The 22,696-nt window shown below is 43.8% G+C and carries 9 protein-coding genes and 1 pseudogene; 4 read left to right on the top strand and 6 right to left on the bottom strand.

The window, feature by feature from the left end:
• Positions 1-385: 385 nt before the first annotated feature.
• From ACSLUF_RS05110 to ACSLUF_RS05090, 5 genes and pseudogenes are all read right to left on the bottom strand, one after another.
• Positions 386-6,535, bottom strand: coding sequence for an HYR domain-containing protein (locus ACSLUF_RS05110; protein WP_435625046.1), 6,150 nt, complete (start codon positions 6,533-6,535; stop codon positions 386-388).
• Positions 6,536-6,800: 265 nt separating this feature from the next.
• Positions 6,801-9,899, bottom strand: coding sequence for an FG-GAP-like repeat-containing protein (locus tag ACSLUF_RS05105; protein WP_435625045.1), 3,099 nt, complete (start codon positions 9,897-9,899; stop codon positions 6,801-6,803).
• A 219-nt stretch (positions 9,900-10,118) separates the two neighbouring features.
• Positions 10,119-12,071: an OmpA family protein gene (locus ACSLUF_RS05100; RefSeq protein WP_435625044.1), complete on the bottom strand. Its 1,953-nt coding sequence runs from the start codon at positions 12,069-12,071 to the stop codon at positions 10,119-10,121.
• Positions 12,072-12,080: 9 nt separating this feature from the next.
• A complete protein-coding gene (locus ACSLUF_RS05095; protein ID WP_435625043.1) occupies positions 12,081-13,031 on the bottom strand; it encodes a PorP/SprF family type IX secretion system membrane protein in 951 nt (316 codons plus the stop codon).
• A 15-nt stretch (positions 13,032-13,046) separates the two neighbouring features.
• A pseudogene (locus ACSLUF_RS05090) lies at positions 13,047-17,141 on the bottom strand (gliding motility-associated C-terminal domain-containing protein); the annotation flags it as partial.
• Here ACSLUF_RS05090 and ACSLUF_RS05085 point away from each other — a divergent pair.
• The 4 genes from ACSLUF_RS05085 to ACSLUF_RS05070 all read left to right on the top strand — a co-directional run bounded on the left by ACSLUF_RS05085 (position 17,104) and on the right by ACSLUF_RS05070 (position 22,302).
• Entirely contained in the window at positions 17,104-17,283 is a 180-nt protein-coding gene (locus ACSLUF_RS05085) for a hypothetical protein (protein WP_435625869.1), read from the top strand. The pseudogene ACSLUF_RS05090 and the gene ACSLUF_RS05085 sit on opposite strands and share 38 nt — an antisense overlap.
• A 1,522-nt stretch (positions 17,284-18,805) precedes the next feature.
• Positions 18,806-20,395: a peptide chain release factor 3 gene (locus tag ACSLUF_RS05080; protein WP_435625042.1), complete on the top strand. Its 1,590-nt coding sequence runs from the start codon at positions 18,806-18,808 to the stop codon at positions 20,393-20,395.
• A 144-nt stretch (positions 20,396-20,539) separates the two neighbouring features.
• Complete coding sequence (locus ACSLUF_RS05075) at positions 20,540-21,745, top strand: CobW family GTP-binding protein (RefSeq protein ID WP_435625041.1); 1,206 nt, start codon at positions 20,540-20,542, stop codon at positions 21,743-21,745.
• A gap of 128 nt (positions 21,746-21,873) precedes the next feature.
• Positions 21,874-22,302, top strand: coding sequence for a hypothetical protein (locus ACSLUF_RS05070; protein WP_435625040.1), 429 nt, complete (start codon positions 21,874-21,876; stop codon positions 22,300-22,302).
• A gap of 46 nt (positions 22,303-22,348) precedes the next feature.
• On the opposite strand, the gene ACSLUF_RS05065 is transcribed toward ACSLUF_RS05070, so the two are convergent.
• Positions 22,349-22,660 (bottom strand): DUF3467 domain-containing protein, encoded by a 312-nt coding sequence (locus ACSLUF_RS05065; protein WP_249970905.1) that lies wholly within the window; start codon positions 22,658-22,660, stop codon positions 22,349-22,351.
• Positions 22,661-22,696: the final 36 nt, after the last annotated feature.

Raw genomic sequence — 22,696 nt, 5'->3', positions numbered from 1 at the left:
TAGCAACATCGTATGTTGAACTATTGGTGTATTTATTTGTTTAGTTGGGTGTTGTCCTAAAAAGACATACTTCATCACTAACAAAATTACCTATACCCTTAGGGGGGGAAAATATTTGTTGTGTATGCCTAATTTCTCACTGTCTAGTGCCATAATTGTGAGGTGATATTCCTTAAAAAAGCAAGTTTTGAGCCATGTCTTTAATCGATGAAGTCACTGTTTTCAAAGGTCAAAGGAGGTTTCAAAATTGTTATGATTTAAGAAAAAAGCTTCAAATCAGTAGAAGTAATTCTTCTTAAGATTTAAAATGTATTTTTGAAAAATCGAAGTAATTTTATGTGTAAAATGGCTTTGAAAGCAAAGAATATCTTCCTGCTATCTTATGTCAATTTTTGTTCACCCGGAAGGTGATTCTCCTATTGGTAATTACTGTGGATACTCTAACGGTTAATAAAGCTTCATTTGAAGTCACAGCTGTGCAGCTGGCGCCTGAACGAGAAACCAGCACCCGAAATCTAAATCCACTTTTGTTTACATCTGGAGCAGTTACGGTAAGTGTCGCCGTTTGAGTTCCCGAATAATCCACTCCATCTGAAATATTATTAAACGAAAACCCCCCATCCGTACTTACCTGCCATTGATAGGTATCCACGTTAGTCGCTGATACCGTAAAGGTTGCGTTATTATTCACAAAAACCACTTGATTTACGGGTTGGGTATCAATACTAAATGATGATACTGTTATGGTTTGTGTTACGTCGACTGTGTTTCCTGAGGCATCCTCTACCCTGTAGGTTCGTGTGATAATTTCTGGATTGGTTCCTCCATTACTAACATCACTAATAAAGGTAACTGTCGGATTGGCAGTACAATTGTCTGCTTCATCCACGACTACGGAAGTATCCACTACCGGAATATCTGAAGCACAAAATACCGTAACAGGTGCAGGATTGCTTGCTGTTGGGGCTTCATCGTCAGTCACCGTTACATCAAAGCTGTAGGAAGATGTATTTCCAAATGCATCAGTGACGTCAAAAGTATTTGTAGTAGTGCCCACTGGGAAAGTTCCTCCGGTTGTAAATCCGGCAGTTTGAACTGCCTGAAGCGTGGCTGCAGGACAAGCTCCTGAGCCAGAAGTATCTGCAACCTTAAGTCCAGGAATTAACAAGTCATCCAAACGAGCTCTATCCGAAGCATTAGAGTCTGTCTCGAAATCCAATCTAAGCCTGTAATTTCCTGTAAGATTTACATCAACAGCTTCACTCTGAACGCTGTTATCCGTGTAAGTTTCATTGAAAATTACAGTTGCCACATCTGCTTCGTCAACCAAAGAAACCGTAATCCTATTATTGTTTCTAGCCTGATCTATCCTATGTTGAAAAGTAATCTGTCCGTTTCCGTTGAAATATACCAATGGACTAATTAGCGTCCTAGGCTCGGTAGAAATCAAATTACTAGTTCTCATACTCGTGCTCCCTGAAAGGGGATTGTTTGTCGACACAGTAGAGCCTGCAAATTGCCAGCATTCGTTAATAAGGGCGTTTCGATTGGGAACTTCAAAGTCTTCAAAAACTGGGTATGTTCCATCTCCCATACTACAGTTATCATTTACAACTGGGAGCAAGTAATTGACCACTGCTTCGCAAACACCAGAATCCGCAGAAACTGTAATGTCCGATGGACCTATTATCGTCGGTGCTTCATTATCATTTACAGTGACATTAAAACTACAGGTTGCAATATTTCCTGAATCATCTGTTGCCGTATATACCACTGCAGTAGTACCGGGTAAGAAATTATCTCCTGGATTATAGTTGTTGTTGGTCAATACTACTCCTCCACAATCATCCGTAGCAACCGGGGGCGTCCATGTTACTACGGCTCCGCAAGTGCCACTGTCTACATTTACAACAATATCAGAAGGACATACGGTAATTATGGGAAGCGTAGTATCTGATACCGTAAGGGCAACGGTATTGGAGGTTGCCGTTCCACATATATATTCAGAATTAGAAACCAGAACCCTATATTGGTTTCCACTATCTGAAGTTTGGGCATTCGTAATTGTCAAGGTACTTGTAGTCGTGCCACCATGTATTCCAGTGTCGGTCAAATCGTTCCATACTGAACCATCAAACTGTTGCCATTGATAGGTGTCTGCATTCGTGGCTACCACAGTAAAGGAAGTATTACTAGAAGGGCAAATAGATTGGTCCACAGGTTCCGTTGTAATGGTTGGTGCTACCCCAGCTTCTTGAAAGTCGAATACGGTGTTTCCATTATTATCGTTGGGCAATGAATATCCATCTGTACCTGAAGTCACCAAACCATTTGCATTTACCGTTACTGGAAGGGGGCCTAAAAGTCCATCTCCATTGTCATCGGTAAACCCTGCCTCCTCAACGTCGTTACAACCATCATTGTCTGAGTCAAGTTCCAAAAAGTCGTAGGTTGTGTCTGAATCACTATCCGCAATAGTATAGCTAAGTAAACCACTATCTGCCGCAGTCTCTATAGCATCGAAAATTCCGTTGGTTCCCACATTTGCGGAAGAGGCTGTATCAATTCTACCATCAAAATCTGCATCGGCCACACCAGACACTGATGTACCTCCTGACTCATAAATGTCAAGTACTCCATCATTATCTGAATCCAAGTCCATACTATCAATGACCCCATCTCCATCTGTATCCAAATTTGCGCAAACCCCGTTGGCATTCAATGTGCAATAATCTGAGTCTTGGTAATTTGGAATTGTATCCGTATCATCATCTCCATTTGGGTCCGAAGACAAACAGCTAAATGGATTTGCAACGGGTACATTCACCGTAAAGTTGTGTACGCTAGAGAAACCAAAGTCGGGCAAGTTTGAAGAGGTGAACACATTGCTTCCGTCAACATCAATGGTATATCCGGCTGTAAAATTACTGTTGGAACCAAAGTCTGAATTCAATCCATCCCCAAAAGAATCGAAAATGGTGAATGTATAGTTGCCCGAGTCGCTAACGTCGATGTTTTGAGTAATAATCTCATCGTCATTAAGGTATGGCCCTCCACTAGCAATAGTATTTGCAAAAGGGTCTACCAAAGTCCAGGTGGTTTCTCCTTCGTAGGTATCCAAATCTATTCCAATAGTCACTGTTATCGTATTTGACGACGCTATTGGGTCAGTACCGCAGAGCTCTTGGGCATCGCTTATACCGTCATTGTCATCATCCAAATCAACAGTATCCAAAATACCGTCAGCGTCACTATCCCCCACAATTACCGGGACAGTACTGACGCTTGCCTGGTCGTCTTCCGCAGCAACATTATTATTGGGGGTAGAATCTGGGTCATTTAAATCACTTGCTGTAACCTCAGCACTATTGAAAAAGATTCCACTACCGTTTACTGTAGCTGTAATCTGCAATGTGCTCGAATTTCCATTATTTAAGGTTCCCACATTCCAAACTCCTGTTCCCGAATTATAGCTACCTCCTGAATTATCACTAACATAAGAGTATCCAGATGGCAATAAATCGGTTACCTCGACTCCAGTTGCATTTTGTGGGCCATCATTGGTCACTGTTAAGTCAAAAACTACATTTAGGCCAACGGTTGGGTTCGCATTGTCAACGGTTTTAGTTAGTCTCAAGTCCGCATTATCAATGGAATCATCTCTGAAATCCAAATCTCCTCCTGAAAGTGCGTCAGAGTCAATATCGGGTAATTGTACAGCACCGGATAATGGTTCATCTATTGTACCTGAAGGGTCGGAATAGTCTGAGGTGGCGTCTATGTTATCATCTAAACCATCCGAATCGGCATCCGAACTGGCCAAGGTCAAACCAGCCTCTGTTGTGTCATCACTTCCTTCGTTATCGCTATCTAAATCCAGATAATCGGGATTATCCGTCCCATCTGTGTTGGTTGGCGTAATACCTGTTGGGTACGAAGCATCCACACCAGAGGTGTTAACCACTCCAGAGGGTAAAGTATACCCCACCGTAGTCTGGGCTTCAATATTATCTGGAATTCCGTCACCATCACTGTCCAAATCCAAATAATTCAAAATACTATCCAAATCATCTGAGCTTTCAGCAATGGTATAATTTAAAATTCCACTTTCCGAAGCGGTCTCTAAACTATTGAATACTCCATTTGCGCCAATATTTCCTGAAATCGTTCCCCCATCGACCCTACCATCATTATCCGCATCGGCAACGCCAGAAACGGAAACGGCATTGGATTCAATGATATCATAAATACCATCATTGTCTGAATCCAAATCCAAGCTGTTGATTACCCCATCACCATCCGTATCCATGCTGACACATACTCCATTAGCATTCAGCGTACAAAAATCCGCATCCTCATAATTTAGAATGCCATCAGCATCGTCATCCTCGTTGGGGTCACCAGAAAGACAGCTAAAAGGGTTAATGTTTGCTTGAACATTAAAATTAGTGGTTTCACTAGCTCCAAAACTTCCCCCACTGGCTACGGATGCCCCATTTAAAAGTACATTGTATGAACCGTTACCAAAAGAGCAACATATTCCATTGGAACCACTATCCGAAATGACAAATGAAAATGCACCAGTAAGTGAAGTTACAACAGAGGTATTTATGGTTGTAGCAGGTTGACTTGTATATGGTCCCCCTGTAGCCAATACCCCTGAAGGTCCATTTAGGGTCCAGGTCGTTTCAGCAGGGAAATTATCTGTAGTAATTGATATTAATATGTTTGAAGGAACAACAGTAGTTGAAGGGTCTGTGCCGCAGAGTTCCTGTGTATCCGTTATTCCATCATTGTCATCATCCAAATCCTCATTGTTCAAAATTCCATCTCCATCCGAGTCCACGGAATCGAAAATATCCCGATAATCCACGTCACCCCCACTGGATGCATCGGAGTCCACATCTGGAAGAATCACCCCACCAGATAATGGGTCATCAATGGTTCCTCCTGGGTCGGAATAATCCGCTGAAGTATCAATATTATCATCCAAACCATCACCATCAGAATCACTTCCAGATAAGGTTAGTCCTGCCTCAAGCGTATCATTGTCTCCGTCCTCGTCACTATTGTTGTCTAAATAGTCAGGATTGTCCAAACTATCCGAATTGGGAGGTGTTAATCCTTCCCCTGAACCTGGTGAGGTTTCATAGGCATCATCCAAACCATTGCCATCAGAATCCACATTGCTCGGCGCAGTATATCCTGATGTGGGTTGTCCTTCGATATTATCTGGGATACCGTCATTATCAGAATCTAAATCCAAACTATTGATCACACCGTCCAAGTCACTGTCCGTAATTCCCTCTACCGTATCTAAAATACCATCATTATCGTCGTCTAAATCCGATTCATCATATATTCCATCATCATCCGTATCTTGAAGACAAGAGGTAAAGAAAACCACTTGTTGGGTGAAATTGTATCCTTGTCTATCACTACCATTACAGGTAGCATAGGAACTAATATCCAAAAAAGCAAAACTAGCGTCACCTGAAGAGGTAACCGTATTGGGATTAGTTAAATAGTAGGCATTACCATCATTGTTATCGGTGACGTATAAATTATCATCTGGACCCAATTGAATTCCTGCCCAAGAACCTAGTGTTTCATTTTCTATGTTAACCGAGGTATTTGAGCCGATAACATGCATGTATAATGGGCTTTGCCAACCTACAGCGGCTGTAGAAGAGCTATTGTCATGCGCATAAAAGATACGGCTGCCATCTGGCGAAAATTCTAAACTATACCCAGTACTTGTTAATGCTGTTGTTGTTCTTGGTACATGCGTCCATGCGCCTATGGCTCCCGTAGTTGAGTTGAAAGAGGCGTAGTAGATTCCAGCCCCTTCCATCGCAATGGCTATTCTATCGTTTTGCCTTGAAAATCGAATGGAAGCCCGTTCTCCTCGAAAGGGAATGTTTACTGGCAAACTAGAGGTAACATCAGGATTATTCGCCCTTCCCGCTGACAGAAAATTGGAAGAATCTACTTGCCAAAGCATTACGCTTCCCGCACAATTGGATGTACAACTACCCACATCGTTGGCAATTGTGGCTACCCAAGCTCCACACATGGCTCCATTGTTGGTACCATACAAAGCTTCCGTAGTATTGTTTTGAAGTAAATTATTACTACTGATTACGGTTTTGGTGGATACATCAATAATAGAATAGTATGCTGTACCCCCATTGCTTTCATTACTTCCATCTCCATGTAACAAATAAATCTGCTGCAAATTGGTTCCCGGAACGGGCATGGCCACGGCCATTTGGGTTCGGGTCGCGTTGGTATTAATACCACTTCCGCCAGTATATAGTACCCCGTTTTCATCCCTAACGGTTCCCAAATCCGCATAGAAAAGAAGGTTACCCGTGACTGGGTCACTCCAAGCTGATGTGGCCTCAAAGGCTCCATCTGAGGTTAAACTACAGGTAATCGTCGGAGGTGTCGTCCTGAAATCCATCAAGTAACCCCTACCATTCCACCAGTGGGCATCAAAAGTTTGGGCGTATCCGATGTAGGATGTAGCCATGAAAAGTAGAAATAAAATAAATTTAAAGCCCCTGATTTGGATCATGTGAAAACAAAAAGAACCTTGATGTTGGTTATTATTTACTAAGCTATCGCAGATAATAAAAAAGGAAGAATTATTGTTGTGAATGTGGCATTAAGGCGTATATAACCCTGAATCTTGGATGTCAGGAGTCTTGAGATTTTGAAATAAATATCGATGCTGTAGTTTGTCGATTACAATAGACTGACAGTTAACTGTCGAGAAGTAAGGTCCAATCAATTGCTTAGTTTCGATTTACTCGATATGTAATTTTTCGATTTGTAATTACTGTTGAAACTGCTAGGGTTAAGGTAACTTGATTTGAAGTCACTACCTCACAAACCAAAGCGTTATTGGATACCAAAACCCTATATTGTTCACCGTTTTCAGCAGATGTCGGATTGGCAATTGATAAAGTCGCTGTCCCTGAACCAGAATAAATCCCTGAATCCGTTAAATCGACCCAGGAAGAACCATTGAACCGTTGCCATTGAAAAACATTGGCATTCGACGCTGTAACACTAAAGGAAGTACTACAGCCAGGACAAGTTTGCATATCAACGGGTTGTGTAGTAATTGTGGGAGAGGTGATAACTTCCAGATAATCTGGTATCCCATTTGTATTTTGATCAGCAGGAGTCGCATAGGACGCTGCAGAAACTGTTCCGTCACCGTTTACCGCTGGTGCTCCTGAACCGAATGTACCATTATCGTCAGAATCAGTATTTGCGTCCGCATAGGCTTCATCAGCATCGCCACATCCGTCCCCATCACTATCGGTATCAAAACAATCTACAATTCCATCCTGATCGGTATCCCTTTGTGAAGTCCAGATAATCGCGTTCACCAGTAAATCTTCCCCTGCTGCATTGAACCCACCATTACTATTGGCATGAGGGACAATTGCTCTTCTTCCAGGAGCAGTTCCCACATCCATGGCAGCTCCCGGCTCCCAAACGGCTATAGCCACCTCTCCATTTGGGTGAAGCCCTAAAACAGTTCCTGAGGCCAAGCTATTTGCCCTAAAAGAGGCATCTCCTATATCATTATTTCCTAAGGATAATCCCGAAGTAATTGGATGCGTGTTATTGGTTATGTTCACTAAATTCGTGTTATTAGTTGCGCCTTGATTTGCACCCAATATCTCGTCGTGAAGAAAAGTCTCACTGGTAATCACCCCTCTTTCAGTGGTAGTTAAATTCGCCACATTTGCAAAAGCGGTACCACTAAGGGCATCTTCATATATAAAGGTTACGGCATAATTGTTGGCGTTTCCACCAACATCGTCGTCTACTACCGTAACTGTGTAGCCCAAAGCTGTGAGTTTGTCAATGGTGTTTTGTTCTTCTGTACCCGCAGTACCTCCGGTTACCCAAAGTACTGTTAGTGCATTTGGACATTCAACCGAATCTAAGATTCCATCGTTATCATCATCCAAATCTACACTATCCACAATACCATCCAAATCATTATCTGGCAGCACTGTAATGAAAATTGTAGCTGTATCCTGGGCGGACGCAAAAGAGCAAAAGGTATTATCTCCTAAGATATATGTGAATGAAGTGGAACCCACAAAAGTTCCTGGACTATAGGTGATGGTTCCGTCAGGATTTAAGGTTGCGGTTCCGTCGGAAGGTTGAGTAATCGAAATCACCTCAATAGGACTTCCTTCTGGGTCTGAATCAACTCCATTTCCATTATCAATTAAGGCATCAATAACAACATCGGTTCCCAAATTTGTCTGGATATTGTCATCTTGGGCCACAGGTGGAAGGTTCGAAGTATCTGGCAGGAGGTCCACCAAGTTGATATTTCCGTTATTAAAGTCAGAAGGTGTAATCTGAGAACGTACAATTATTCTCCCCGTAGTAGTTCTTGGATATCCAATTTCCAAAACTATGGGCGTACTGGGGCCGCCTGGAAGTCCAAAATGAATCACTCCCGATTCTTGGGTACCATGGCCAAAACCTCCATTAACTTCCCTAGTTCCTGATATGACATTGCCATCACAGTCCAATATTTTAGCCGTAGCCCCAACACCAAATCGTTCTTCCGAACCTGTAAGACCAAAACTATCCCGGTCTTCTTTTATATTGATATAAACGTGGTTTGCCCTGGCAGTTGCCCCAAGATTGTTGATATATAGGGAATTGCTGCCACTTCTATTCTGATAAAGGTCTAAATCGCCATCGTTGTCGATGTCTACAAAAGTACAACCTTCGCCGCTAGTGTTAAACGATAAGCCAGAATCTGAAAAGCTTAAACCACCGTTGTTGAGATATAGTAGGCTTGTACTGTTACCCGTAAGAAAAATATCGAGATCCCCGTCGTTATCAACATCTCCAAAAGCCAAACCTTCAATTTGACCTGGAAAATTGATTGGAATACCCGTGGCCGCTCCCATGGCGGTCCAAGTCCCATCTCCATTGTTTCTATGAATCTGGTTATCACCATTTTCTGTCCAGAACATGTCAAAATCGCCATCGTTGTCTAAATCCCCGAAGGCAACCGCTCCTTTATTTCCGTTTGCCGCCTCATCAATATCCACACCATCTTGAAAAGTTCCACCTACATTTGTAAATAAGTCGACTTGACCCTGTTTTCGTACTACTATATCAACCCAACCATCATCGTTGAAGTCGGTTGCAGAACCATAGTCTCCGTCAGTAGCATCCTGCACAAGACCTAACGGCCAAGTGGTTGGGTCTGCCACATTATAGGGTGGATTTGGGCTATCAGCCTTCCGGGTTACATGGGTGAAAAACCCAGTTCCATCGTTCTGCAGGATGTCAATACCGTAATTGTGGTTGTCGATAAATAGATCTAAATCTCCATCCCCATCATAGTCAAGGGCTCCGGCACCTTCAGAATTCAATCCATCTGTGAGTGATGTAAACCTTTGGTTTGGCGAAGTTCCCCCTACTCCATCCCCAAAACGATTGGTGGCGGGGTCTTGAAGGAAAATCCGAATATCATTATGATCATTTCTGAAAATATCGGGGTAGCCGTCGTTATTGAAATCCACAAACAAAGCTGTTCTCTCAAGTCCTCCCCCACTAAAATCTGGTGCCAGCGTAGCGGTAACATCGGTAAATGAACCACCATCGTTCCGCATCAAATACCCTGCTCCGTTGGTATTTACGACCAAGTCGTAATCTCCATCCTGGTCGTAATCCGCCCAAGCATGACCGCCATCCTTACCACCACCAATGTTAAGGTTATAAGCTGCTGCGCTTTCCGTAAACGTAGTTTGTGCATACGAAATAGAAGAACATAGTAGAAGGGCGAGACAAATGATCCCGCAAATTCTGTTGACCCATATTTTGGCGTTATCTGCTCTCATTAGTTTGTTTAATCTAAAAAGGTGTTAGAAATAGGAGGAACAGACCTTATCTAGGGCCAAATTGCTTAGAAACAGGGAAAAAGTAAAAAAAATGTTGTCTAAGGCGGCTTTGCTGGCATGAACTGAGAGAATTACGCAGTGGAAACTTGTTGGAAAATATTGTTGAAATAAAAAAAGCAGCCAAATAAGCTGCTTTTCAGTATGTTATCGTATTATTTTCTATTCAAAAATTATGAATTCCGAGCGTCTGTTCAGTTGATGCTTGTCCCTGGAACATGGTACCCCATTGGCACACTCATTTACCAATCGGGTTTCCCCAAATCCTTCACCCTTCAAGCGGTCCGCTGAAATTCCTTTAGAAACCATATAATCCACTGTGGATTCGGCTCTTTTTCTAGATAACCAAAGGTTATATGCATCGTTTCCTCTGCTATCTGTATGAGAGTTTACCTGAATTTTAAGACTAGGATATTTTTCCATAGCCACAATTACCTTCTGGATTTCAATCTCGGCATCTGGTCTGATATTGTACTTGTTCAGGTCAAAATAAATGGTACTTAATTGCAACAGCTTGGCCAAATCATCTCCAAAGCCTCCGGTAACAACGTCTCTTTCGAGATAAAAGTCAACTATCCTCGGCTTTCCATAAGACTTGGTCAAATACTCCTCGGCGGGAACATAGCCATCCCTTGAAGCTCGAACAAAATTTCCTTTGGAACAATCCAATTCCAGTACATAATTCCCTTTGGAATCGGTAATTGTAGATAGGATTTCCCTGTTTTCTTCATCTATGAGCATTACTGTAGCACCTGCCAGGATTTCATTGGAAATACGATCTCGTACCGTCCCTGTAACTTCTTGGATACAATCCAATACCAAAGGTTCATTTTCAAAAAATCGATAAATATCGTCTTCTCCCATACCGCCTTCCCTATTGGAAGAGAAATATCCTTCTTTTTCCTCATTGTTAATAATAAAGGCAAAATCGTCTGTGGGTCCATTAATAGGTCTTCCCACGTTTACTATCGGCTGATCATACTCATCAAATGCAATTTTAGTTGCAAAAACATCCAATCCACCCAAACCTGAATGACCATCTGAAGAAAAATACAATACGCCTTCCTTTGTGATAAAAGGAAAGGTCTCTCGGGCCCCGGTATTAATGTTTTTTCCAAGATTAACTATAGGTCCAAAAGTGCCATCTCCAATAATTTCTGTCATAAAAATATCAGATTCGCCATAGGTGCCCGGCATGTCTGAAACAAAGTACAATCTTTTCTCGTCTGGACTTAACACGGGATGCGCAACTGAATACGAATTGCTATTAAAAGGAAGTTCAATAATGTTGGTCCATTCACCATCAATATACTCAGCGCTGTAAACTTTCAGTCGAATTACCCCTTTTTCATCCTTATATTTTTTTCCGTCCAGGAAGTTATTCCGTGTAAAATACATAACCGTACCGTCCTTTGTGACGACAGAGGTGGATTCATGTAATCTGGTGTTCACGTCACCCTCAATCTTCACCACATTGTCAGTAGAAATACTATCCACGTCCACCTTATACAAATCCAGAAAATCACGGGAATTCCAAGTGTGTCTGTATCTCGCTAGGTTTCCAGTATCCCTATCCGAAGCAAAAATCAACCCCTTTTCATAAAAGGAAGCTGCAAAATCAGAGTATTTACTGTTATATTTAAAAGGTTCAACATCATATCTGCCAGAGTTGGCTTCGATTTTATCCAAATAGTCCTCATCAAAGTTTACCTCCAAAGAAGAAGCCATCTGTTTGAACTGGGCCATTATCTGAGCTGATTTTTCGTATTCCCCTAAGGTTTTTAGGGATTGGGCATATCTAAAGAAGTAATCTGCCTCAGTATCATCTGGATAGGTTTCCACCAATTTTTTATAAATATTGGCAGCCTCTTCATATTTCGCATTGAAGTAATAGGAATTGGCAAGACGTTTAAGTAAATCTGGTGAAGTATATCCTTTATCCAGAACCTTTTTATAAATATCTATTGCAGGACTAAATGAATATTCCTCATAGCGCTCATCGGCTTTGGCCTTTACCCGAGCTTGTAGTTTGTCTTCAATTTCCTCTTCTTGGGCAGAAACATACATTGAACTGCCCATCACCGCTAAAAGAATTAAAAGTAGTCTTTTAATCATATCATGGTTTTAAAAGAATCTTGGGGAAACTGTTCTTTGGAATGCCTTGAGCAGTTCCAATCTTAAAAATATCTCAAATGAACCGTCATTGAACTGGGTACCACCCAATTCAGTAGTTTCACGATCATATGCCAATCCCAGCATTATTTGGTCTGTAACTTGAAATCCAGCCAATGCACTCACCGCCGCATCCCATCGATAAGCTGCCCCAAAACTAAATCGGTCAGCAAACAAAAAGTTTGCAGATATATCCACTTGCAATGGTGCTCCTCCAACAGCTTTTGTTAATAAAGCTGGTTTAAATTTGAGATTGCCATTCAAGTCAAACACATATCCCGTAATGAAATAAAAATTGATTCGCTCGGTAGCCAAAAAATTAACCGAATTGGCATCTCCCCCGCTGTTATCAAAAAATTCAGTTTCCAATATATTAGGAGCTGAGAAACCTGCATAAAAAGTATCCGTATGATAATATATTCCAAGGCCGAAATTCGGTGAAAATTGATTATCGATATTTTCTTGGCTGACCACTTCCTGGTCAAAGTTACGTAGCCCATTAAAATCAAGGCTTAACATATTTCCTCCAGCCTTTAATCCAAAGGAAAGTTTGGCATCCCTGGCCACATTAATGGTATAAGACAAGACAGCATCCAAATAGGTTTCTTGTACAACACCGTCACCGATATTATCATTTACGATTGAAATTCCATAGCCCAATCTACTATTTCGAATGGGAGAGTGCAGATTAATTGTGAAAGTTTCTGGTGCTCCTTCCAAACCTACCCATTGGGAACGATACAATCCTGCAAAGCTTAATTGACCCCTTGACCCGGCATAGGCTGGATTCACGCTCAATGTATTGAACATATACTGCGTATATTGGGCGTCTTGCTGAGCATTGCTGTTGTTCATGCTCAAAGTAAGGAACAAGAGTATTACCCAAAAATATCTTTTATCCATGCTATATTTAGTATGTTATTGGCTTATGTATAAGAATTCGGAATCTGTAAATCTGCCTTCATCGGTTTCGTACTCAAAGATATAAAAATATACCCCCGAGGGTAGAAAATCGTTAATGCTCAGTGTAGACCTTCCCCTTGAACGACCATCAAATACGTTATTTACATTGTTGTAGTTTTCCCCGTCGTATACCTTTACACCCCATCTATTGAAGATTTGTAAAGTACTGCTTCTAACAATCTCCAGTCCCCTAATGAACAGAAAATCATTATCTCCATCCCCATTTGGAGTAACTAGCTGATTTACCTCTACTTGGAAGTCTGCATCCCGATAATCCACATCTTCGTTGCCGTCCTCGTCTGGTAAATCTGTGGCAGGGTTCTCAATTTCATCATTGACGTCATAACCATCATTGATATCGCTACCTTCATAGCCGTCATCAAGTCCATCGTTATCAGCATCTGTTCCGATAAATATTTGATCGGGTTCACCATCAGCATTAAAATCATTTCCTTCAACATTATCTAAAAGCGGATCATTATCAGAATTACGATCTAAATAATCAGGTAAATCTTCACCGTCAGTGTTCTCAGGGTCGAGGCCCTCATCGCCACTGCCCTCGTAGGCATTGTCCAGTCCGTCGTTGTCGTCGTCCTGGCCCGTTGGGGGTACATAGCCAACCGTTGGCTGTGCCTCCACGTTGTCCGGTATACCGTCATTGTCACTGTCGATGTCCAGGCTGTCGGGCCTTCCGTCACCGTCACTGTCGCCCAGAGGTTCCTCCACAACATCCAGTATCCCATCGTTGTCATCGTCGATGTCCACTACATCGGGTACACCGTCCCCGTCCGTGTCGGGACCGTTGTCGGGATCCAGGTAATCCGGTGTCCCGTCATCGTCCGTATCGTCATTGGTCGGATCGCCGTCCTCGTCAACATCCTCGTCGGGGGTGTCGATGCCGTCACCGTCATCGTCGAAGTCACGGTAGTTCACATCCTCCGTCCCGTCCGTGTCGGGCAAATCGTTGGCCGGGTCGTCTATCTCGTCGTTCACGTCGTAGCCATCGTTGACATCGCTGCCCTCGTAACCGTCGTCAAGCCCATCATTGTCCGTATCGGTGCCCGTGAACTGCTGGTCCGGCTGGCCGTCGAAGTTGAAGTCGTTCCCCTCGTTGTCGTCCGCCACCAAATCGTTGTCAGAGTCATCGTCCAGGTAGTCGGGCGTGTCGTCACCGTCCGTGTTCTCCGGGTCGAGGCCCTCATCGCCGCTGCCCTCGTAGGCATTGTCCAGTCCGTCATTGTCGTCGTCCTGGCCCGTTGGGGGGACATAGCCCACCGTGGGCTGTGCCTCCACGTTGTCCGGGATGCCGTCGTCGTCACTGTCGATGTCCAGGCTGTCGGGCCTTCCATCACCGTCACTGTCGCCCAAGGGCTCCTCCACAACATCCAGTATCCCGTCATTGTCATCGTCGATGTCCACTACATCCGGTACTCCGTCACCGTCCGTGTCGGGACCGTTGTCGGGATCCAGGTAATCCGGTGTCCCATCATCGTCGGTGTCGTCATTGGTCGGGTCACCGTCATCGTCCGCATCCTCGTCCGGGGTGTCGATGCCGTCACCGTCATCGTCGAAGTCCCTATAGTTCACATCCTCCGTTCCATCAGTGTCCGGCAAATCGTTGGCCGGGTCGTCTATCTCGTCGTTCACGTCGTAGCCATCGTTGACATCGCTGCCCTCGTAACCGTCGTCAAGCCCATCATTGTCCGTATCGGTGCCCGTGAACTGCTGGTCCGGCTGGCCGTCGAAGTTGAAGTCGTTCCCCTCGTTGTCGTCCGCCACCAAATCGTTGTCAGAGTCATCGTCCAGGTAGTCGGGCGTGTCGTCACCGTCCGTGTTCTCCGGGTCGAGGCCCTCATCGCCGCTGCCCTCGTAGGCATTGTCCAGTCCGTCATTGTCGTCGTCCTGGCCCGTTGGGGGGACATAGCCCACCGTGGGCTGTGCCTCCACGTTGTCCGGGATGCCGTCGTCGTCACTGTCGATGTCCAGGCTGTCGGGCCTTCCATCACCGTCACTGTCGCCCAAGGGCTCCTCCACAACATCCAGTATCCCGTCATTGTCATCGTCGATGTCCACTACATCCGGTACTCCGTCACCGTCCGTGTCGGGACCGTTGTCGGGATCCAGGTAATCCGGTGTCCCATCATCGTCGGTGTCGTCATTGGTCGGGTCACCGTCATCGTCCGCATCCTCGTCCGGGGTGTCGATGCCGTCACCGTCATCGTCGAAGTCCCTATAGTTCACATCCTCCGTTCCATCAGTGTCCGGCAAATCGTTGGCCGGGTCGTCTATCTCGTCGTTCACGTCGTAGCCATCATTGACGTCACTGCCCTCGTAGCCATCGTCAAGCCCGTCGTTGTCCGTATCGGTTCCAGTGAACTGCTGGTCCGGAATCCCATCGAAGTTGAAGTCGTTCCCCTCGTTGTTGTCCGCCACCAAATCGTTGTCCGTGTCGTCGTCCAGATAATCGGGCGTGTCGTCACCGTCGGTGTCCTCCGGTGTCAGTCCGCCAAGGTATGCGCTGTTCACTCCGTCGTTCGCGGCAAAGGTCGCCTCGTCATCATCGTTCGGGGGTATGTAGCCCGCGGTGGTCTGCGCCTCCACATTGTCCGGGATGCCGTCATTGTCACTGTCGATGTCCAAGTGGTTCGGTCTGCCGTCACCGTCGCTGTCCAACGGGTCGGTCAGTGGGTCGTCGTCACCGTCAAGGTTCGGGTCCTCGGTAGTATCCAATATTCCGTCGTTGTCGTCGTCAAGGTCCACTACGTCCGGCACCCCGTCGTCATCGGTGTCGTCGCGGTCATCGTCTGGGTCAAGGTAATCCGGTGTCCCATCATCGTCGGTGTCGTCATTGGTCGGGTCACCGTCATCGTCCGCATCCTCGTCCGGGGTGTCGATGCCGTCACCGTCATCGTCGAAGTCCCTATAGTTCACATCCTCCGTTCCATCAGTGTCCGGCAAATCGTTGGCCGGGTCGTCTATCTCGTCGTTCACATCGAAGCCGTCGTTGACATCGCTACCCTCGTAGCCGTCGTCAAGCCCGTCGTTGTCCGTATCGGTTCCAGTGAACTGCTGGTCCGGAATCCCATCGAAGTTGAAGTCGTTCCCCTCGTTGTTGTCCGCCACCAAATCGTTGTCCGTGTCGTCGTCCAGATAATCGGGCGTGTCGTCACCGTCGGTGTCCTCCGGTGTCAGTCCGCCAAGGTATGCGCTGTTCACTCCGTCGTTCGCGGCAAAGGTCGCCTCGTCATCATCGTTCGGGGGTATGTAGCCCGCGGTGGTCTGCGCCTCCACATTGTCCGGGATGCCGTCATTGTCACTGTCGATGTCCAAGTGGTTCGGTCTGCCGTCACCGTCGCTGTCCAACGGGTCGGTCAGTGGGTCGTCGTCACCGTCAAGGTTCGGGTCCTCGGTAGTATCCAATATTCCGTCGTTGTCGTCGTCAAGGTCCACTACGTCCGGCACCCCGTCGTCATCGGTGTCGTCGCGGTCATCGTCTGGGTCAAGGTAATCCGGTGTCCCATCATCGTCGGTGTCGTCATTGGTCGGGTCACCGTCATCGTCCGCATCCTCGTCCGGGGTGTCGATGCCGTCACCGTCATCGTCGAAGTCCCTATAGTTCACATCCTCCGTTCCATCAGTGTCCGGCAAATCGTTGGCCGGGTCGTCTATCTCGTCGTTCACATCGAAGCCGTCGTTGACATCGCTACCCTCGTAGCCGTCGTCAAGCCCGTCGTTGTCCGTATCGGTTCCAGTGAAGGTCTGGTCCGGAATCCCGTCAAAGTTGAAGTCGTTCCCCTCGTTGTTGTCGGGCACCAAATCGTTGTCCGTGTCGTCGTCCAGATAATCGGGCGTGTCGTCACCGTCGGTGTCCTCCGGTGTCAGTCCGCCAAGGTATGCGCTGTTCACTCCGTCGTTCGCGGCAAAGGTCGCCTCGTCATCATCGTTCGGGGGTATGTAGCCCGCGGTGGTCTGCGCCTCCACATTGTCCGGGATGCCGTCATTGTCACTGTCGATGTCCAATTGGTCCGGGATTCCATCACTATCCGTATCTGGACAAGAAACAGGTGAAATACTAAGTGTTATTGAATTGAAGTTTGCTGGATTTGTGGTAAAGAATTCAATGCTATTGGCAAAAGTATTGGACTCCCAAACAAAATCTTCAAAGTTATTTTTTCCCGAGGAAGTTACCTGAAATATATTTCCACTATTATCCTCAGTAATTCCATTGGATAGTCCTGACAACAATCGGTAAGAAACATTGTCATTTGCAATTATTCCGTCAGAGGCCATAGCAACCAAACCTCTGGAATGGGAGGCGCGTATCTTAATTGGGACCGTACCAGAGAACACAAATCTTGTAGAACTGTTTTCTTGTACACTAAAACTTCCACTCCCAGTAGTCATAACATTGGTAGCAGAAATAATAATACTTCCATTAGCAAGTCCAAATTGGGAACTTATATCAAGGTCGGTAACTGAAAAATTTGAAACACTGCCCCCACATCCTATATCTGAGGCCTCAATCAGTTGAAATTGGCCAATTTCACATTCAACTGTGTCCAATATACCGTCATTGTCATCGTCGATGTCCACTACATCCGGTACACCGTCACCGTCCGTGTCAGGGTCTTCTGTATCGCATTTAATTAAAAAGTTAAAGTCCATGACCCACTTTCGTTCATCATGCTCTGGTCCTATCCAACCCCATCCAGATAATCCGTCCAGTCCTGTATTTGAATCCCAAAGTGCAGCTCCAGGACCCACTTGAATCCCCAATTTTGGAGTATGCGGGTCGTTCGGGTCGGGACGGTTGGTAACCTTAAAAACACCTTCTCCCAAACAACTGCCTCCCGATGAGGATATAAAGCTTAAATCGCTATCAATCAAATAATAATGCAGGTCTTCAGCCTTGGCTCCAGAGCAACCTTCAGATTTGAACTCTCCACCTGCAGCACTCCACTCAGTCCAGTCCTTTTTATCCTTTAGATATACATTGACATCCACAACACAATCTCCATATACCGTACTACCGCTGATCAAGGCGGTACCATTATCGAATTCGGTAAATACCAGTGAATGACCATCCTGTGTTGAAAAATAACCAGTGTCAAAGTCCGGATGGGCGCTCGAAGACCACCAAAAGTTAGCTGGATTCCTTTGACCGCATCGGTCGGCATCTATAACAGTGTATGAAACCGTATCCCAGAATGTTGAAAAGATATTATCCTTAGTTTTATCATTTAGGCCAAACGATATGTTGACAAAACAAACAATGCCTAAACAAAGAACTCTTAGTTTATTGGGCAATAGAGATCTTTTTTCCATGTGATATAGTTAGTGTTCAAAATATCACCATGGCTTTGAGGCTAAATGCAGAATAAGAATTGGGGCATTCTTGTCCTAAAAATGTAGTTTTCGTATGGCTTGTATAAACCGAACCACATAATTAAAGTATTTGAAAGATTTCGCCTACTTTAATCGATAAAGTACCATTTACACATCATTACTTACCACATATATGGATACGTATTCAATCTCGCTTTGGATTTTTAAACGGATAATTGAGCTTGTTTACGAAGGAGTAAAATACCCCACTTTTTTCTAAAAAATCGTTTTTATATTCTTTTTTTTCTGCATTCTTTCAACAATCCCTTAAGACCAAGGATTCTGTTCCAATACCCAATATTTAGCTTATTTTTGCCGAAATTTTTTGGATGGATTTTAATAAGGAAATAGAACGCAGACGGACCTTTGGAATCATCTCCCACCCTGATGCTGGTAAAACCACTTTAACGGAAAAACTTTTACTTTTTGGCGGTGCCATTCAGGAGGCTGGTGCAGTAAAAAATAATAAAATAAAGAAATCTGCCACAAGTGATTTCATGGAGATTGAAAGGCAACGTGGTATTTCTGTAGCCACTTCCGTTCTTGCTTTCATTTACAAGAATAAGAAAATCAATATTCTTGATACACCGGGGCATAAAGATTTTGCAGAAGATACTTTTAGAACCTTAACTGCCGTGGACAGCGTAATAGTCGTTATCGACGTAGCTAAGGGTGTCGAGGAACAAACGGAAAAACTGGTCCAGGTATGTAGAATGCGAAACATTCCGATGATTGTCTTTATCAACAAATTGGATCGCGAAGGAAAAGATGCTTTTGACCTTCTGGACGAAGTGGAACAAAAACTTGGGCTTGCTGTAACTCCCTTGAGCTTTCCCATCGGAATGGGTTACGATTTTAAAGGCATTTATAACATTTTCGAAAAAAACATCAACCTGTTTAGTGGAAATAGCAAACAAAATATCGAAGAAACCATAGCTTTCGATGATATAGAAAGTCCAGAGCTCGAAAATATTATTGGTGAGTCTGCTGCTGAGGAATTGAGGGATAACTTGGAATTGGTAAGCGGGGTTTATCCGGAGTTTGACAACTCAGCCTATTTGAATGGAGAACAACAGCCTGTTTTCTTTGGCTCAGCCTTAAACAACTTTGGGGTTCGCGAGTTGTTGGATTGTTTTATTCAAATAGCACCATCACCTAGAGCAAAAATGGCTGAAGAGCGCTTAGTGGAGGCTTCGGAAAAGGATTTTTCTGGGTTTGTATTTAAAATACATGCTAATATGGACCCTAAACACAGAGATAGACTGGCCTTTATCAAGATAGTTTCTGGGACTTTTGAACGCAATACACCTTATTTGCATGTCCGCCATGACAAAAAATTGAAATTCTCTAGTCCTAATGCCTTTTTTGCTGAAAAGAAGGAGATTGTTGATGTTTCCTTCCCTGGCGATATCGTGGGATTGCATGATACTGGTAATTTTAAAATTGGGGATACGCTTACCAGTGGAGAAAAATTAAATTATAAGGGAATCCCTAGTTTTTCCCCAGAGCATTTTCGCTATATCAATAATGCGGACCCCATGAAAGCAAAGCAATTGAACAAGGGAATTGACCAGTTGATGGATGAAGGGGTGGCCCAGTTGTTTACTTTGGAAATGAATGGTAGAAAGGTTATTGGAACTGTTGGCGCTCTCCAATATGAAGTTATCCAATATCGCCTGGAGCACGAATATGGGGCCAAATGTACTTATGAGAACTTTCCAGTGTACAAGGCGTGCTGGGTAGAAGCGGATGATGAAAACAATGAAGAATTCAAGGAATTTAAGCGTGTAAAACAAAAGTTTTTAGCCACTGATAAGCAAGGGCAAATGGTCTTTTTGGCAGATTCGCAATTTTCCTTGCAAATGACCCAACAGAAATACCCTTCAGTTCAACTACATTTTACTTCTGAATTTGAATAGTAAACTATAGTGTTTAAACCTGATTTACGTTGTATCTTATTGAAAAGATATGCTTTCAATCAAAAAAAGTGGCACTATTTAATTAGGTGAATGGTACTGATACAAATTTTTAGTTCCACTTCACCAAAACAAAAGTTTTAGGCTATGACAACATCAAGAAAAATACCGGTGGTCATTTTAAACGGATTTCTGGGGTCAGGTAAAACGACACTCTTTAGAAACCTTTTATCCCAGTCAAAAAAGAAGGATATCCCGGTTTGTGCCATTGTCAATGATATGAGTGAGTTGGATGTAGACGGAGAGTTACTTGGCATTACGGATCTGGTTGAAGAAAACAAGGGTATCCTAGAATCTATTCACTCCGTTGTACTTAGTAGTCAAAAGGGAATACAGGAGCTAGATAAGGCAATTACTAGATTACTTTCCAGTCAAGATCCGGAATTAATAATCATTGAAACCTCTGGGAGTTGTCATCCCATGCCGCTTGTAGCCTATTTTAAGAATCATATTCAGGTCAAGTTAACGGGGGTCTTCGTACTTGTAGATAGCTTGATGCTAGCGCATGACTATAACTATGGCCAGGATTTAGTACCACAAATGCAAAAGAATCTTGTTCAAAACAGAAGGGATACCGTAAACTTACTGGTTGAGCAAATTCTATTTTGCAGTCATTTGCTACTCACCAAAGCAGACCGTATCAATACGGATAAACTACCGGATATTGCGTCATATATTCAAGAGATAAATCCTTTTTCAACCGTACATTCTGTCCACTACGGAAAACTGGCTATCGAATCATTACTTGAACTTCAAGAATACGACTATTTCCGGATAGCCCAATTAGTTGATGAGCTAGAACCCGTTTTAGCTGCTGAGGAAGAAGGAGATAGGCCTTATAATTTAGCAACGAGAGTTATTAAAGATGACCGACCATTTCACCCGCAACGTCTTTGGGAAATCTGCCATCAATATCTGGATAAGGGAATTTATCGCAGCAAAGGGTTTTTTTGGCTTGCTAGCCGAGATAAGTACTCCTTGTTATGGAATCAAGCTGCCGGCAGTATTAGTTTGGAAATCATTGGATCATGGCGTTCGGGAATTGTTGAAGACGAGGAAAATGGACTGTCCGAAATGGAGATACAGCTTTTGAAAGAAATGCTGGCCAAAGAACCTGGTCGTTTTGGCGATCGTCATTGTGACCTGACGGTAATTGGGGACAATACACAGGTAGATAGATTTACCAATGCTTTAAAGACCTGTTTTCTTACCGATGAGGAAATCGAACTGTGGAAAGATGGGTACGAGTTTAATGACCCTTGGCCGAAGCAATTGGTTAAAATGACAAACTAGAAAACTAATTCCTTGAGATTACATGAACCTTTATGAGGCAATGTTGTTGTGCCTTACTTCCAGTAGTTGGACTTTATACACGCAGTTTTTTGTACATTTCTGATATTTAACCAATTAAACAAACTCATATGTCTTCAAGTATCAAACCACCTATTTGGTTCTGGGTAATCGGTGTATTGGCACTTCTATGGAATTTATTTGGATTATATAACTTCTACATATCAACCTTTGACCAAGTTGCCATTCTAGAAACCTTAAATCAAGAACAGAGAGAGCTTTTTGAAGCTATTCCTTTATGGGCTACCATTTGTTTTGGTATAGCTACCATTAGCGCTGTAGTTGCGTCAATAGGCCTTTTAGCTCGAAAAAAGTGGGCAAAGCCACTTTTTATTATTTCATTGATAACCCTAGTGGCGCAATTTGTGAACTGGCTTTTTATTCAGAATGCGCCGGAAGTATTTCCCAACTCCTATGCGATGCCAACCACTGTTTTTATTGTAGGGGTTTTATTAATTCTCTTTTCCAACAAAGGCATTCAAAAAAGCTGGCTGCGATAGAGCATGTTGTACAAAAAAAAAGCCTGAACACTTGTTCAGGCTTTTTTTATGCTTCTCCAGTCGGTCCAAAATTCAGTGGAATAGGAGGTTGTTCGTAATCCTTGATGGTTCCGTGGGCTTTTTCAAAGCGCGCCACGTTATCATTTAAAGCTTTTAGAAATTTCTTGGCATGCTGCGGAGTCAAGACTATTCTGCTTTTCACCTTTGCCTTGGGAGCTCCCGGCATCATACTTATGAAATCGACAACAAATTCGGAAACAGAATGGTTTATGATAGCAAGATTGGAATAAATTCCTTCTGCCGTTTTTTCATCCAATTCAATATTGATTTGTTTTTGATTTTTATCATTTTCAGCCATTCTATTTTCTTTTATCTATTTAAGTATCATTTCTGT

Origin of the sequence: Flagellimonas sp. (assembly GCF_965601775.1) — a bacterium.
In the GTDB taxonomy this organism is placed as follows: Bacteria; Bacteroidota; Bacteroidia; order Flavobacteriales; family Flavobacteriaceae; genus Flagellimonas.
Note: the sequence above shows the minus strand (reverse complement) of the source record. Positions and strands in the feature narration are given on the sequence as shown.